The 15,193-nt window shown below is 51.8% G+C and carries 14 protein-coding genes; 10 read left to right on the top strand and 4 right to left on the bottom strand.

The genetic code is table 11. The features are described 5' to 3' along the window. From IPK01_12940 to IPK01_12930, 3 genes are read right to left on the bottom strand one after another with little or no spacing between them, the layout of a single operon-like run. A complete protein-coding gene (locus IPK01_12940) occupies positions 1-1,116 on the bottom strand; it encodes a prepilin-type N-terminal cleavage/methylation domain-containing protein (GenBank protein MBK7934365.1) in 1,116 nt (371 codons plus the stop codon). A 12-nt stretch (positions 1,117-1,128) separates the two neighbouring features. Next, positions 1,129-1,704 (bottom strand): hypothetical protein, encoded by a 576-nt coding sequence (locus IPK01_12935; protein ID MBK7934364.1) that lies wholly within the window; start codon positions 1,702-1,704, stop codon positions 1,129-1,131. A 53-nt stretch (positions 1,705-1,757) separates the two neighbouring features. Beyond that, the gene (locus tag IPK01_12930; GenBank protein ID MBK7934363.1) at positions 1,758-2,459 is read right to left on the bottom strand and encodes a prepilin-type N-terminal cleavage/methylation domain-containing protein; all 702 of its coding nucleotides are present in this window, start codon (positions 2,457-2,459) and stop codon (positions 1,758-1,760) included. 217 nt (positions 2,460-2,676) lie between these two features. On the opposite strand from IPK01_12930, the gene IPK01_12925 reads away from it, so the two are divergent. From IPK01_12925 to IPK01_12905, 5 genes are read left to right on the top strand one after another with little or no spacing between them, the layout of a single operon-like run. Further along, a complete protein-coding gene (locus IPK01_12925; GenBank protein MBK7934362.1) occupies positions 2,677-3,855 on the top strand; it encodes an FHA domain-containing protein in 1,179 nt (392 codons plus the stop codon). Beyond that, complete coding sequence (locus tag IPK01_12920) at positions 3,852-4,982, top strand: hypothetical protein (GenBank protein ID MBK7934361.1); 1,131 nt, start codon at positions 3,852-3,854, stop codon at positions 4,980-4,982. The genes IPK01_12925 and IPK01_12920 overlap by 4 nt, the downstream gene beginning before the upstream one ends. Next, positions 4,931-5,749: a hypothetical protein gene (locus tag IPK01_12915; protein ID MBK7934360.1), complete on the top strand. Its 819-nt coding sequence runs from the start codon at positions 4,931-4,933 to the stop codon at positions 5,747-5,749. Before IPK01_12920 ends, IPK01_12915 begins: the two co-directional genes overlap by 52 nt. A 3-nt stretch (positions 5,750-5,752) precedes the next feature. Then, positions 5,753-7,531: an FtsW/RodA/SpoVE family cell cycle protein gene (locus tag IPK01_12910; GenBank protein ID MBK7934359.1), complete on the top strand. Its 1,779-nt coding sequence runs from the start codon at positions 5,753-5,755 to the stop codon at positions 7,529-7,531. A gap of 27 nt (positions 7,532-7,558) precedes the next feature. Further along, complete coding sequence (locus IPK01_12905; protein ID MBK7934358.1) at positions 7,559-9,241, top strand: protein phosphatase 2C domain-containing protein; 1,683 nt, start codon at positions 7,559-7,561, stop codon at positions 9,239-9,241. On the opposite strand, the gene IPK01_12900 is transcribed toward IPK01_12905, so the two are convergent. After that, entirely contained in the window at positions 9,238-10,026 is a 789-nt protein-coding gene (locus tag IPK01_12900; protein MBK7934357.1) for an RNA methyltransferase, read from the bottom strand. The two genes, IPK01_12905 and IPK01_12900, sit on opposite strands and share 4 nt — an antisense overlap. 71 nt (positions 10,027-10,097) lie before the next feature. On the opposite strand from IPK01_12900, the gene IPK01_12895 reads away from it, so the two are divergent. From IPK01_12895 to IPK01_12875, 5 genes are all read left to right on the top strand, one after another. Beyond that, entirely contained in the window at positions 10,098-11,654 is a 1,557-nt protein-coding gene (locus IPK01_12895; protein MBK7934356.1) for an acyl-CoA carboxylase subunit beta, read from the top strand. 110 nt (positions 11,655-11,764) lie between these two features. Next, entirely contained in the window at positions 11,765-12,910 is a 1,146-nt protein-coding gene (gene alr / locus IPK01_12890; protein MBK7934355.1) for an alanine racemase, read from the top strand. Further along, on the top strand, positions 12,907-13,494 hold the full coding sequence (locus IPK01_12885) for a hypothetical protein (protein MBK7934354.1): 588 nt from the start codon (positions 12,907-12,909) through the stop codon (positions 13,492-13,494). Before alr ends, IPK01_12885 begins: the two co-directional genes overlap by 4 nt. Positions 13,495-13,500: 6 nt before the next feature. Next, complete coding sequence (locus tag IPK01_12880; protein MBK7934353.1) at positions 13,501-14,379, top strand: YihY/virulence factor BrkB family protein; 879 nt, start codon at positions 13,501-13,503, stop codon at positions 14,377-14,379. A 66-nt stretch (positions 14,380-14,445) separates the two neighbouring features. Continuing rightward, a complete protein-coding gene (locus IPK01_12875) occupies positions 14,446-15,117 on the top strand; it encodes a TetR/AcrR family transcriptional regulator (protein MBK7934352.1) in 672 nt (223 codons plus the stop codon). The last annotated feature ends 76 nt before the right edge of the window (positions 15,118-15,193 follow it).

Genomic DNA, 15,193 nt, shown 5'->3' with positions numbered 1-15,193 from the left:
TTAACCTGCGTCATATCCCAAATTTCTGGTGCTGAACGTCGATGTCATGACGATCGATTCAGGCCGGCCTGTTTTTTCGTCGTTCTCGGTCGATTGGACCTTGATCGTGATCATGATCTGACGGATCGAGTTGAAACCCTGCCAATCGTCGTCGGTCGTGCCAACGATGCCGTCAGCTCCGACCGAGGGATTGTCGGCTGTCTGGCCGTCTTCAAGAATGTATTTGATCTGGAGATCTTCAATGTTATACGCCAGCGGCAGTTCCTGCACCTGTGCAGAAGCACCGGCCCCTCGGTTGTTGCCGTAGATCAGGCGAACCAATGTGCCATCCGGTTTTACACGGTAGCCGACCAAAAAGACCCGTTTCGCCGTTGCCGAATATGTCGTGCAGTTCTGATCAGTTGTTGATGTACATTGCCGCAGGACGCTGCCTGCCTGGCCCGAGCCGTTCAACGCCTGATTTATCCCTAGCGGATCTCCAAAGGCGGCGTCGATCGTATTTGAACCGTTGACCGCAGTTGTCATTGCCAGGACCTGCGAAGTGTCGGACTCGATCAAAAACAGATCGTAAATCTGTGCAGCAGCAAATCCGGTCGATGTCTTTGATGTCAACCGGGCAACTGCCGACGTGCTGCCGGGACCGACGCTCAAAAGGTCGATAACATTGCCGGCATTGAAATCAACATCGCGGTATGCAAAGGCGATCGAATCCGTCCTTGCATTCGTATCGGTATTCAAATTGTTGGTGTAAAGGTTGTTTCCGCTGACGATCGATGTGACCATATCGCGTACGCTGTCCACATCGGCGGGGACACCCAGACGTGTCGTGTTGAAATTATCGGGAACAATAGCCCCGCGGCGGTGATATCCTAGACCGGCATTCAATACGTCACGGCCAACCATGTGTATGGCAACGCGTGCGTTTTTGAGCACGTCGCTGCGGCGGCTGGCCCGGTTCCGGTCATAGTTTCCAAGCTGCATCAGGCCGAAGATCGCACCCGAGATAATGATAAAGATGACCATTGCGATCATCAGTTCGAGCAGGCTGAAACCGCGTTCGGTGCTATACGCGCTTCGGACGCGGCCGGCGGTCAGACTATTTTGTTTCGAGATCATCAGTAGTTTCCTCTAGTAGTTGGTTATGATCGTCGAGGCAGTTTCCTGACGAGTCGCCTGATTTACGAAATATTTGATATTCACGTCGATCCGCCGGCGAGTGATACCGTGCGGAGGCGATGGGCGTTCCGGGTCAGCAACGTCCGTGATCACGATCTCGCGTTGAAACCCTTTCATAAGTTCGCTTGAGTTGGTAGTCCGTCCCGTGACCACGCATGGATCGCTGCCGGGACAGGCATCGTCGATAGTACCGGCGACCCCATCCCAGCCGACATCCACACGAACAGGGTTATAACCGGTGACAAATATGCCGTTTATCTCGCCGGTGGGGACCGATGACATAACATTGCGAAGCGAATCCCAACCATCGATCACGCCGTCACGCTTGATGTCCTTGGCCGACACGATCGATTCGATCGTCGAAAGGGCGATCTGCTTGGCCATGATCCGACGCTCTGATTCCATCGAACGAACGAGATTGGCGGCAAGTGCTCCGACCATCGCCAAAATACCGATCATCAAGATCACAATAGCGATCATGACGTCGATGTAAGAGAATCCTTCCTGACCTTTTTTACGAATTCGCATTTTTTGTTACCTGGCTAAAAAAGTACGGGTCTTTGTTTGTGGAACCTTTACAATTAGCTTCCGTAAGAGCTGCTCCGACGCGAATCTTTCCATTTATTGGCAGCCGGCGACGAAGGATCGAATTCCCACAAACGAATAACACCCGTTGAACCTAGGATCGTTATGGCACGGGCAATTTCAGATTGAGTGGCGTCGGTCTTCTTTGGTGCCCAAATATGGAGCGTGACTCCGGTCGGGACCGCCCCCGCTCCGGTTGCGTTGGTTCCGGCGTCGACCGCCGATCCATTCGCCAAAAAGCGTATCGTAAATACACTCTGGCTTACCGACGGCGTATAGACGCTGGGCTTGAAAACAGCATTTGGAACGGGCAAAAGTTCCGCTGGGTTGTAAGAGATCTGCGATGGACGGGAGTCCACCTTGACGTTTGTCGGAGCAAAGAGGTTCATAGCCTTGATCGCGGCGTCATCGCTGGATGTGGTCGCGTTGGTATTCTCGTCGTAGAGCACGGCCGAATTTGTCGCGAGATTTACCTCGACGCGCATCGTCCGACGCTGCGTCAGGGCTCTTTGCCTCGCCTCCTGCAGCATGTCGGCAAGCATCAATGCCTGGTCATCGGGCTGATAGGCCTTTTTATGATTGGTCGCATAAAAGATCGCGATAGTGCTCATAATGCCGATTATGCCGACGACGACAAGTATCTCGATAATTGAGAAGCCGGACTCGCTGCTCAGCCTACTTTTTTGCACTTTTCTCATATTCTCTATGTCGCCCGGCGGCCAAAAAAATAACTATTCCGAATATTTCGGATATGGAAGCTCTAGTAGATGAAAGATGGAATGTACAACGAATTCCAAAAACATTTTACATTGTTGTGCACATTAAATCAATAGGTCAATTTGCTTTTCTTTGACCGGTCTTTGCGTTAAAATGACCGCAGTCTTCAATTAGAAGAATTCGTTCAGTTTTGGCTTAATGTCTGAAACAAGGATCTCACCGAGAAAAAAGCCGTTAGCCGATTGGTTATTTCGCGGAGTGTTGACCAAACTCGGCGACACGTTCGATCGTCTTACGGGACGTCGCTGGACGCCGTCTAGCAGTCTGGCTACCAGCGAACTGATCGAGCGGATCAAAAAACTCCTCGACGCCGAGGCCCGCGACATTCCCGGCAAAGGAAAAGTCGTGCCCCATCTGATCAAGCTCAAGATACAATGGGATAAATTCTCGACAGAAAGCGAAACTCTCATCGGCAGCCTCCAAGACGAACTGCTCACGGCCACGATCGATCACATAAACGATTCGCTCTATTACACGTACGCTCCGGTCGAGTTAGAGGTCAAGGTCGACTATTTTGTCGATGGCGTTAAATTGCTCGCCGGATTCGACAAGTTTGACGAGGACGACCGCGAGGTCGAGATGAATGTAACGGTTCCGGCGGTCGATGTTTCGTCGGTGCTGGCCGAGATCCATGCGATGCCTTCGACCGTCGATATTTTCACGGCTCGATTCAGAGTTGGTGGACAGGACATCGAACGAAAGATCGAGTTCCCTGCTTCCGGGCGGATCTCGATCGGACGGACCGGCGACAATGGACTGCAGATCAACGACGCAAGCATTTCGAAGATCCACGCGACGCTGGCACTTACGCCCGAAGGCAGATTGTCGGTCGCGGATACGGGTTCGACCAACGGAACATTCATAAACGGTGAACGTATTGCGTATGGAAAGGCGAATCTGCTCGAAAATGACGACGTTGTGAAGTTTGGGCTGATCGATGTGACGTTGGAACACATACAGCGTGCCGTGATCACGCCGCCTGCGGTTGTTGGCGAAGAACCTGAGAAGATGGACACTGTCGAGATCGATGGTTTTGAATTCAAGAGCCGGACGTCGCCTGAAGTGCCTGAGGCTGCGGAGGATGAATTTGTCGATACAGCAAAGGTCGCGGAAACGCTTGGTGCAGATCGCAAATCACGGGAAAGTGAAACAGAAGAAGAACCGGATATTGCTGCCGAACCAAGGGCTGAGGAGCCGGAAACTGCAATTCGGCCGAATGTCGGGATGCCGGAAACTGTTCTCGAACTTAAGCCGTTGGTAACGCCCGATCCGGTAGCCGCCGAAAAACCGATTCCGATGCCGGGAGCAAAAGAATGAACTCATCGTTGTTGTTATTCATTGAGCTGCCGAAATGGCTGAAACCGGATCAGATCTTCGGCGGTCAGGTACTTGAACGCACGCCCGCCGGCCTCTCGATCGTCTATTTGATCGGCATCGCGGTACTTATCGCGTTTCTGATCATTACGTTCGTAGATAATTTTGGACGCCCAAAATTCACCGCCGAGCAAAGCCTGCCGAAAGCAGTCAAAAAGAAACTGACCCAGACCGTCACCAACCGCAGTTTGTGGATATGGCAGTTTTTGTTCGTTATACTTGCATTCACGGTCTTCGGATTTCAGGTATATTGGACACGATATGCCGCGGATAGCGAAGGCCAGCTTCAGGCTCTAAGCTACAAAGATCTGCGAAACCGACGCATCAATTCTTCGACCTTGCGCGGCTGGATGCTCGACCGTACGGGCAAACTCGACGCCTCACTTGCCTATTACAAGATCGATCCGAATGGCCACCTCAACCGCGAATTCCCGCTCGAAAAGGAAATGGCACACCTCCTCGGGACGGAACGCGGCACTCCCGGCCTTGAACGTACATTATATAAGCGCGAAGCGGACCCAATGCCCGAGGCCTGGGAGATATTGACCAAATATAAAAAGCCCGAACCTGAGAACAAAGACGTAAGGATCACGATCGACCGCGAGCTGCAGTCATATTCGGCGAAACTGCTCGAAGGCAAAAAGGGTGCGATCGTCGTGCTGAATCCGCAAACAGGCGATGTACTCGCAGCGTATTCGAACCCGTCATATAAGCTGACGGAAGCCGAATCGCTCGATGGTTTTCTCAAACTTGAGGCAAATAAGGCCGACGAACCGCTATTGAACCGGGCGACCCGGCAGTTCTATGTTCCCGGTTCGACATTCAAGACTTTCACCATGATCTCGGCGTTTCGGGCCGGAAAGGAAAGCACGATGCTGCTCGGAAAGCCGGCACCCGAATGCTATACGCCTTTTCGAGGCTCGCGGCCGATCTGTGACGCGGGCGGCAGCTGCCATGCGTGTGGTGAAGTATTCTTAAAAGAAGCGTTCAAGATATCAAGCAATCAATATTTTCGCAAATGGCGAATTTTCTTGGCCGCGAGCGGATGGCAGAAACAGCCCGCAGCGTAGGTATCATGCCGGTAGAAACGCCGGCCGAAGCACTAACTCAGGGCTTTTTCTCAGACATTTGGAACGCTAGCACACCGCGGATCGCGAACTCGATCGCACTGGCACGTTCAACGATCGTCACCGGCAAAGAGCTGAGCCTTTACGATTTCGGTGTCGAAGGTATGGGTCAGGGAATGGCCGGACAGATGACCCCGTTTCAGATGGCCTTGATAGCATCAGCACCCGCAAATTTGAGAGGCATGCTAATGAAGCCAAAGATCGAAGCCGATATTCAGCCGCAGATGTTCTCGCAAGTTCTGACGCAGCAGCAGGCTGCGACGGTCCGCGACATTATGTCGACCGTGACCGAAGAGCCCGGGGGAACTGCTGGTGTCGTTAGGGCGAAACTTGCCGGCACCGGCATCACGACCGGCGGCAAAACGGGAACGGCGGACAAGGACGGGGTGCAGGTGTACAACCCGGACGGTACAAGGAAGACGCGAAAGGTGAGGAAAAAGGTTAACGGTGAATGGGTCGAGGTCGATGAGCCGGTGAAATTCACACGATGGGACGGTTGGTTTTTGGCGATCGCTCCGCTCGAAAATCCGCAAGTCGCGATCGCAGTGGTCGTCGAGAATATCGGCGGTTCTGCATACGGCGGCACAACCGCGGCTCCGATCGCGGCGGCGTTGATCCTTAAACTGCGTGATCTCGGGCTGCTCGGAGACAAATACAAACCGGCTGCCAAGGCCCCGACACCGGCGAAAACGACGAAAAATCCACGATAAAAAGTGAAAAACCGCACCTCATCACATTTTTTCATATTGGCACTGATCGTGTTGCTGACGGCCATCGCCCATTATTCGGTCTATTACGGCGCGTTGATACGCGGCTATGAGACCGGATTCTTCGGGGCTTTGCGAAATCTCAGTTTGATCGGATTTTTGGCTTTCCTGCCGGTTCTCATCAAGAAATTCCTCAGATATCAAGGTAATTGGACGATCTATACCGCCTGTGTCCTGCTGTTTTCGATCGGTTTAACCGTTCAGTATCGCCTGTTCTCGGACAATGAATATGTCGCCGACATCGACCGCGTAGAACGTGAAAAAGTCCAGAATTCATCGATGACAGAGAAAGAAAAGGACCGTGCGATGCTCCGCTTAAAGCTGCAGGCCATCGCCCGCGAACGCGAAGCAAAGATACAGACGCTACAGATGCGTTATATCAAGGAAAATTACTCTGCCGAAAAGAAGCAAATGATGGGGCTTCCTGCCACACCGCCGGCTCCGGTGGATCTCGACCAGGAGAAATTTCGTCCTACTAAGGAATCCATCACAGCTCTTTTCACCTCAGGGCGAACGCTGATACCGCTATTCGGTATCTTTTGCATGATCGCAATTTTTGTCGCGATGCGTCGGGAAGATGTGCAGCGATTTTTGCAGGACAACGGATTCTTGGTCGTTCTGCTGACTCTCGGCCCGTTGTTTTTGGCCGCTATCACTTCACGGGCGGGCAAATCGATTGGCAACATGACGCCGTGGGAATTATCGAAGATACCGTTTTTGATCGGTTTCGCCGCAATCTTGGCCGTTTTGTACAAGAATCTCGCAAAGACTTACTGGGGCATTCCACGTGCTAAGGATGTATTACCGCTTGTCTTTATGGCGATTCTGCCGTTCTTACCGTTCTTTGTACTCAAAGATTTTGGGCAGATGATGGTATTCGGATCGGTCTATGTCACTCTGTATGTGGTCGCGGTCAGGCGTTTTTCACAGCGTTTTGTACTCGTCGGCAGTGTTGTGCTGCTAATGTCGATCTTGATCGTCGGTGCGTTGCCGCTCGCGACACAGCAGAAGATCCCGCTCTTGCCCGCGATCGCCGCACCGGTCAAGGCCGTGCTTCCGAACCGCATCCAACAGCGATTTCATCTGTGGCTCGACGGTTTTAATCCTCCTGACCCCGAGGTGAAATGGTGGAAAGAGGACTATGACGATTATTACGAAGATCTTGTAAAACGCGACCCAAAACTGCCCGAGATGATCGCTGAAGACCCGTCCCTGCAGAAAACGATCAACGTTGATGCCTGGTTTGACGTATTAGCTTTTCAGCCTGCACAGGCGACGTTCGGACTCGCCTCAGGCGGCAACACCGGCCGCGGTCTAGGGCTCGGATATCCAGAACTAATACCGGTTTCCGATTCGGACTATATCTTTGCAGCGTTAGCCGAAGAACTTGGACTTTTCGGTGGTTTATTGGTAACCTTTGCCCTAATTGTTTTCGTCAGCGCAGGCGTACAAACAGCTCGCGATTCGCGCGATATGTTCAGCAAATTATGTTCGATCGGCCTTGCTGCGTTCATTGGATTCCAGGCACTGGTGAACATCGGAGGCATCACGCGTGCTTTGCCGATGACTGGTATCACCTTGCCGTTTGTAAGCCACGGCGGATTTAGCCTGATCACGAGCTTTATTATGCTGGGAATGCTGATGGCATTTTCGCACCGGAATGCGATCGACCGAATGAAAGACCAAGCTAATGTGAAGCCTGAGCCCACAACAGCTAACGCATAGATACAACTGGACTTGGAGACCACGAACATGGACACACATTTTGGCATAAGATCGGCAGCCGTAAGCGACCGCGGATTGAGCGAAAAGCGACCGCAGAACGAAGATTCTTTCCTCGAGATCAACAAAAAAGGGATCTTTGCCGTCGCTGACGGCGTTGGCGGAGCAAATGCGGGCGAAGTCGCTTCGCAAATGGCAGTTGAGATCCTTGGCGAGGCCTTCACCAATTTCCCTGCCGGTGCCGATGTCGAACATGTAATGCAGGACGCATTGGAAAAGGCCAATTCGGCGATACATCAGATGTCGAACGACCTCAGTCAACTTTCCAAGATGGCGACGACTGTCGTTGCCCTTCACGTCGACGGAAATATTGCTACCATTGGACATGTTGGCGATTCGCGGCTCTACCGTCTTGACCCGGAGGGCACGCTTTTCCGCGAGACGGACGATCATTCAATGGTCGCCGAAGAGGTCCGTGCCGGTCGAATGACCGAAGAACAGGCAGAAAACCATCCAAGCAAGAATATTATCAGCCGGGCGCTTGGGGCGGAACCCACGGTCCAGGTCGATATGAAGACGATCATGATCGTCCCGGGAACAAAGTTCCTTCTTTGCTCCGATGGTGTGACGCGTCACATCGGTGATATCGAGCTTGCGGAACTTCTTGCATCAGATGAAGATTCATCTACTATCTGTCAGCAAATAAAGACTATATGTTTTCAACGGGGTGCTGAGGACAACCTCACCGCGGTGATCGTCGAGGTCGGCTCCGGAGCAGCGGTTTCGGACACTTCGGCGGGCGCAGTCGCGGATAACGACGATCTGCTTTCGCTGCCCGACGATGAAGAAATGACCATCGCGACAGCACGATTTCCACAACCGTCGCAGGATGATCTCAACGGTGACGATGAGGATCTGCTCGAGTTGGAAACCAGACAATTGACTATGCCCGCCGGAGCTCAGGAACAATTCGAGCCGGAGCCAATTGCCCAAGAGACAGAGCATAGCAATGTAAACGATGATGCAGCCCTGCACGACACGATCCCGTTCACTGCGAGCGACACTGCTGAGATCGAAATGCCTCTCGTTCCGGCACGCGAAGAGCCCATTGCTCAAGCTCAAGTTTCCCAACATGCTCCTGTCGTGGCGGCACCTGTTTACAGCGAACCACCGCCGGTTGTTGTGAAGGAAGACAATTTTTCGATGTTCGGCCAGGAAACAGGCGGGACCGTAGCCGACCGTGCCGTGCCGGAACCATCATCGTCGATCGGATCGATTCTCGGTTTTCTTGGAATGTTGGTCGTTGGAACCCTGATCGGTCTCGGCGTTTATCATTTCTTCCTTAAACCGGCTCCCGTTGAGACCAAGCCGCCAGTCGAAGAGATGCGTTCCCGCAATATTCCGCTAAGTGCATTTGAGGAAAACAGGCGTGATGTTGACAAGGATCCGGCCGGATATCTGTCGAAAAACACGCAACCGCAGGATTGCGAAGATTTTTACCTTGTCGGACGAGCGTATATGCTCTCAGGCGATTATCCTAAAGCCCGGAATGCCTTTGCCGAGGCACGAAGGCGTCTGGCCGAAGCCGATCCGTCGAACGCGAAGGTCATAGAATCTGACGTCGCGATGGCAATGGCCGTTACAAACGATACGACCATTCAGAACATTCTCAAAAAGGAATTGGAGCCAGTCAAGGCCGCAACGCCGCGTTAGGCTTGACGCTTTGCTTCGAAAAGGATAATGCCCGCCGAAACGCCCAAATTTAGGCTTTCGACGCCGTTTTCCATCGGGATAAGCACCTTCTCATCAACTCTTGCGATCTGTTCGACACTGAGGCCGTGGGCTTCACTGCCGAAGATCAGCAAACGCGGCTGCCTCCAATCGGCGTCGGCGTAGCTGAAAGTAGCGGAAACATCAGCTGCCGTGGTTATCAATTCCCGTTCGTTTGCCCAGGCTATCACCTCTTCAAATAAAGCATTTTCACGTATTTTAAGCCGAAAACTCGAGCCCATCGCGGCACGGATCGCCTTCGGCGAGTATACATCCGCCGAATTTGCTGACACGATCACGCCCACGACGCCTGCGGCCTCAGAGGTTCGTAAGATCGCACCTAAATTTGACGGATTGTTGATCTCATTCAAAAAGAGAACAATCTTGAGTTTTGCAGGATTGTCTGTGACGACAAGATCGGCTGTCGACGGCCGGCGGGCGATCAGGACGATTCCCTGCGGTTCGTTGGTGTCGGCGATGGTTTTGAAAATACGGTCGGCCACTATCGCGACGTTTTGAGTGCGGTTTCGGACGGCGTCGATCAGTCCGGCATCCCTGAATTCATTCGAGATCAGGCATTCGTCGATAACGATGTCCGATCGCAATGCCTCGACGGCTAGCCGGCGGCCTTCGATGAATATCTGCGAGCGAACCTTTCCCTCGCGAACCTTTCGTGCCGCTACCAGTTTGCCGTTGTCGCGGCTAGTTATTTTTTCGCTGGTTTCCATCGCTCGCGTGTTATTTAATCATTTATCACCGCGTTTTGAAAAGACGCGTAAAATCGCTAAACTTAGGCGATATGCAGCCCGAAACGAAAATCAAAAGCAAGATCGAAATATTGAAAGAAAAATCGCTCACTGCCGAAGAGGGCGGCGGCAAGACACGCCTCGATAAACAGCGTGCGAGCGGCAAGATGACCGCCCGCGAACGAATCGATTTCTTTCTTGACGAAGGCACGTTTGAGGAATTTGACAAGTTTGTAGTTCACCGCTCGACCGACTTTGGCCTCGAAAAGCAACTCTATCCCGGCGACGGCGTGGTCACAGGGCATGGTCTCGTCAACGGCCGCGAAGTATTCGTTTTTGCACAGGATTTTTCAGTTTTCGGCGGTTCGCTATCGGAAACGCACGCTCAAAAGATTTGTAAGGTCATGGATATGGCCGTGAAGATGGGGGCTCCGGTAGTTGGTTTGAATGATTCCGGCGGTGCGAGAATTCAGGAGGGCGTCGTCAGCCTCGGCGGTTACGCCGATATATTCCTACGAAATGTGCTCACCAGCGGCGTCGTGCCCCAGATCAGCTGTATCCTCGGCCCGTGTGCCGGCGGTGCGGTGTATTCACCTGCGATCACGGATTTTAACGTGATGGTGAAGGACACGTCCTACATGTTCATCACCGGTCCCGACGTGATCAAAACCGTCACTCACGAGGACGTGTCCAAGGACGAACTCGGCGGTGCGATGACCCATAATGCAAAATCCGGCGTAGCACATTTTGCAGCAGATTCGGATGAACATGCACTTCGGATCACGCGAGAACTCCTGTCGTTCATGCCGTCAAATAACATGGATCTCCCGCCTTTTGTGCCCACCAATGACCCTTCGGGCCGTGCTGACGAAAAGCTCAATTCGATCGTCCCCGACTCGGCAAATCAGCCGTATGACATTCGCGACATCATAAATAATGTTGTCGATGACGGATATTTTTTTGAGGTTCAGGAGCATTACGCTCCGAATATTGTTGTAGGATATGCCCGGCTCGGCGGATTTTCGGTGGGAATCGTAGCGAACCAACCGGCGTTCCTCGCGGGCGTCCTGGATATCGACGCATCGGTCAAAGCAGCCAGATTCGTGCGTTTCTGCGATTGTTTTAATATTCCGTTGATCACTTTCGAAGATGTACCCGGATTTCTGCCAGGCGTCAATCAGGAGCATCAGGGCATCATCCGGCACGGAGCAAAGCTTCTTTATGCCTTTGCCGAGGCTACTGTGCCCAAGATCACGGTCATAACGCGAAAGGCCTACGGCGGAGCATATTGCGTCATGGCGTCCAAACATATCCGGACGGACGTCAATTTTGCCTATCCGTCAGCAGAAATTGCCGTTATGGGGGCCGAAGGTGCCGTCGGCGTGCTCTTTAAGCGCGAGATAGCGGAAAACGACGAAGCGTATCGTTTGGCGAAAGTCGCTGAGTTCGAAGACAAATTTGCGAATCCGTATGTCGCGGCAGAGCGCGGTTATATCGACGAAGTGATAGAGCCGAGATTCACGCGGCCAAAGCTGATCCGGGCACTTTCAATGCTTCAGAATAAGCGTGACACCAATCCACCGAAAAAGCACGGAAATATCCCGCTCTAGCGATTTGTAAACGTTAAGATAGATTATCGAGAATTTACTTTAACTATTAAGTTACCTATTTATTATCAGCAGCTTACAGACTATTGTTAAACTAGTTATTTAGCTCCAATATGCAGCGATACGACGCCGCCAGACCGACCAGATGCGTGATCGATCTTGACGCTCTGGCCTTCAATTTTCGTTCGGTCAGATCATTCGTTGGCGATACGATCAAGTATTTGGCTGTCGTCAAGGCGGATGCTTATGGCCACGGCTCAATTGAATGCTCGCGGCGGCTCGAGGCCGAGGGTATCGACTGGTTTGGCGTTGCTTTGCCGGAAGAAGGCGTCGAGCTTCGTGATGCAGGAATCACTTCTCCGATACTTTGTCTCGGAAGTTTTTGGCCCGGTCAGGAATCGCTGATGATCGAAAAGAATTTGACGCCGGTGATCCTGACGATAGACAAAGCAAGATCGCTCAATGCGGAGGCGGCAAAAATCGGCCGGATCGTCGATATTCACGTAAAGATCGATACAGGTATGGGCCGTGTTGGTGTCAGATATGACAAGGCCGAGCAGTTCGCGAGTGAGATAACAAAACTCCCCAATCTCAATATCGAAGGCATCATGACGCATTTTGCCGTTGCCGATGATCTCGGGCAGAATGATTTTACAAATCAGCAGATCAGCCGGTTCAATTGGGCGGTCGAGGCGTTCAAACAATATGGCTCAACGCCCGCGTATCTGGATCTCGCAAATTCCCCCGGAGCGGTCGCTCATACGAATACACTTGGAAATATGGTACGTTTAGGCGGCGTTTTATACGGCCTAGGCGGCGATGTGCTGCCGGTCGAAATTGAAAAGCCTGAACTAAAGCCTGTAATGTCGGTCGTGTCTGAAATCGCTCAGGTCAAATCGGTGGAAACCGGCGAAAGCATAGGGTATGGCCGGACATTTATTGCGGGGAGGGATTCTGTGATCGCGTCGGTTCCGGTCGGTTATTATGACGGATATCCACGCGGCCTTTCCAATCAGGGCAGCATGATCGTAAAGGGCAAGATCGCTCCGGTCATCGGACGAGTTTCGATGGATTGGGTGACTATCGACGTCACGGACATTGATGATGCGGATGTCGGCACTCCGGTGACGGTCATTGGATCGGAACGGGACTTGTCTATCAAGGCAGAGGATATAGCGGCGATGCTGTCAACAATTTCGTACGAGGTAACGTGCGGCATTTCAGCTAGGGTGCCGAGAATATTCAAGGAGAAAATATGAACTATCCAATAAAACTATCATTCAAACTGCTGGCAATCGCCAGCCAGATCTATGTACGCGACGCAAATGGCCAACTGATCGGCTATGTTAAACAAAAGCTCCTCAAGCTTAAAGAGGACATCAACGTTTTTGCGGACGAACAGCAGACGCAGCACCTTTACAAGATCAAGGCTGACCGCGTCATAGATTTCTCTGCCAAATATAACTTTTCCGACGCGACCGGCCGTCTGCTCGGATCGATAAAACGAAAGGGTATGCGTTCGATATTTAAGGCCCATTACATGATCTTCGACAGTAACGAAATTCAGACAATGGAGATCCACGAAGAAAACGGCTGGATCAAGGTCGTGGATTCCCTACTTGGCGAGGTGCCGATCCTTGGGATGTTCACGGGATATTTCTTCAATCCGTCCTATATCGTGACGCGTATGGATGGAACTCAGGGCGCACGTCTCAAAAAACAGCCAGCATTTATGGAAGGCATCTTCGAACTCGAACCGCTTGTGCCGATACCGGCTGAAGACGAAGCAGAATTGCTGTTGTCCGTCCTGACCATGACTTTGCTCGAACGAAACCGCGGATAATGAAAGATGCAAGCGGTATTTGAATTTGATTGGGTCGATTTCTTTAAGCGGCTCTACAAAAAGTCCGACGACTCGGACCTATTCAATCGGGCTGCACAGGCCGCCTTCTATTTTTCGTTCGCGCTCTTCCCTTTTGTCTTTTTTCTCGTCAGTCTGTTCGGCTTGGTGCTGGAGACGACTGACGCATTGAAGAGCGAACTCTATAATTACTTACGGCAGATAATGCCGGCCTCGGTCTTTGTTCTCGTGCGCAACACCGTGGATGAGATCGCCGCGAACAGTTCAGGGAGCAAGTTGACTCTCGGATTGATCGTTGCGTTATGGTCGGCATCGGCCGGAGTTGATGCGGTTCGCGGTGCGTTGAATTCGGTCTATGAACTTCGCGAGCGGCGCTCGTGGTTCTGGACCAAATTTCAGTCCTTGATCCTAACGCTGGTTGTCACGGTCCTCGCGGCACTCGGCCTTTCGATCATGTTTTACGGTTGGCAGCTTGTTCAGGCCGGAACGAATTGGATCGGCATGCCGATCACGTCGCCATTGGTTTTGGTCGGTATCCAATGGATATCCATTTTGTTCGTCATGCTGCTGGCGTGTGAGGTTATCTATAATTTTCTGCCTGATTTTCGCAAGTTTAAATGGATCTGGATAACTGCCGGCTCGCTGGTGGCGATAGTCCTCTGGCTTTTGCTGACCGGCAGCTTTCGCTTGTACCTCAATTATTTCAACAATTACGACAAAACCTACGGCTCCCTCGGAGCTGTTATCATTCTTCTTCTATGGCTCTACCTGACTGCGATGGTGTTGATGGTCGGCGGTGCGATAAATGCGGTACTGCATGACCTGCGGAACGAAGAAGAAGATACGAGCGAAGTTATCGCGGAATAAATATTCTGTCTTTCGCTTGACACGAGCTTCTTTTAAATATAAAAATACGGTCGTTCGTTTTTATTTATGCCAAAGCTTAGTCAGGACGCGATCCAGGAGCGCAAAAACAAGATCGAAGACGCGGCCTGCGAGCTTTTTATCAAGCAGGGCTTTCACGCGACGTCGATGCGGGACATCTCACTCCACGCAGGGGTTTCGTTGGGCAATATGTATAACTATTTCCCGACGAAAGAATCGATCTTTGAATCGATAATCGACCGCTATTTGACCGTAATAGACGAACATCTGCGGTCCATTTTTGCCGAGATCGACGAGCCTCTTGAACCGTCGAACCTAAGAAAGCTCGGTGCCAATGTCGGCCGGTTGGTCAATGAACACAGTGATTTTTGGCTGCTGATGTATATCGACGTTCTTGAGTTTCAGAATCGGCACTTTCGTAAGATGTTTGACGGGATAACCGACCGGTTTCGTAAAATATTCGGTCCAAAATTCGAAGCAGCCGAGGCTCGCGGCGATCTGCGGACGGGCGTTGATGCGGCTTCAGTGTTCACGGCTGCGTACATGCAATTTTTTAACTATTTTTTGGTCGAAAAGCTCTTTGGTGGTAACAACCACCTAGGGCTCGACGACGAACAGGCTCTAAACAGCCTGACAAAGATCTTCGCGTACGGCACGCTGAGCGAAGAGAATCTTTCGCGATTTAAGCGACGCACGGCAATCGGAACTCTCGGCGACTGAGCTGACGATCAACAGTTTGCCGTTTTAGTTTACGAGAATAAAAAACGGACGTTCATTTTTCTTTATGGAGGCAAGT

Source organism: Acidobacteriota bacterium, from assembly GCA_016713675.1.
Taxonomy (GTDB): Bacteria; Acidobacteriota; Blastocatellia; order Pyrinomonadales; family Pyrinomonadaceae; genus OLB17.
This window is presented reverse-complemented; position numbering and strand designations above follow the sequence as displayed.

Excerpts from the sequence above, each read along its gene's own strand:
- IPK01_12900 (MBK7934357.1), bottom strand. The coding sequence starts at position 10,026 with ATGGAAACCAGCGAAAAAATAACTAGCCGCGACAACGGCAAACTGGTA.
- IPK01_12940 (MBK7934365.1), bottom strand. The coding sequence starts at position 1,116 with ATGATCTCGAAACAAAATAGTCTGACCGCCGGCCGCGTCCGAAGCGCG.
- IPK01_12875 (MBK7934352.1), top strand. The coding sequence starts at position 14,446 with ATGCCAAAGCTTAGTCAGGACGCGATCCAGGAGCGCAAAAACAAGATC.
- IPK01_12885 (MBK7934354.1), top strand. The coding sequence starts at position 12,907 with ATGAACTATCCAATAAAACTATCATTCAAACTGCTGGCAATCGCCAGC.
- IPK01_12920 (MBK7934361.1), top strand. The coding sequence starts at position 3,852 with ATGAACTCATCGTTGTTGTTATTCATTGAGCTGCCGAAATGGCTGAAA.
- IPK01_12915 (MBK7934360.1), top strand. The coding sequence starts at position 4,931 with ATGGCGAATTTTCTTGGCCGCGAGCGGATGGCAGAAACAGCCCGCAGC.
- IPK01_12925 (MBK7934362.1), top strand. The coding sequence starts at position 2,677 with ATGTCTGAAACAAGGATCTCACCGAGAAAAAAGCCGTTAGCCGATTGG.
- IPK01_12935 (MBK7934364.1), bottom strand. The coding sequence starts at position 1,704 with ATGCGAATTCGTAAAAAAGGTCAGGAAGGATTCTCTTACATCGACGTC.
- IPK01_12895 (MBK7934356.1), top strand. The coding sequence starts at position 10,098 with ATGCAGCCCGAAACGAAAATCAAAAGCAAGATCGAAATATTGAAAGAA.
- IPK01_12880 (MBK7934353.1), top strand. The coding sequence starts at position 13,501 with ATGCAAGCGGTATTTGAATTTGATTGGGTCGATTTCTTTAAGCGGCTC.
- alr (MBK7934355.1), top strand. The coding sequence starts at position 11,765 with ATGCAGCGATACGACGCCGCCAGACCGACCAGATGCGTGATCGATCTT.
- IPK01_12905 (MBK7934358.1), top strand. The coding sequence starts at position 7,559 with ATGGACACACATTTTGGCATAAGATCGGCAGCCGTAAGCGACCGCGGA.
- IPK01_12930 (MBK7934363.1), bottom strand. The coding sequence starts at position 2,459 with ATGAGAAAAGTGCAAAAAAGTAGGCTGAGCAGCGAGTCCGGCTTCTCA.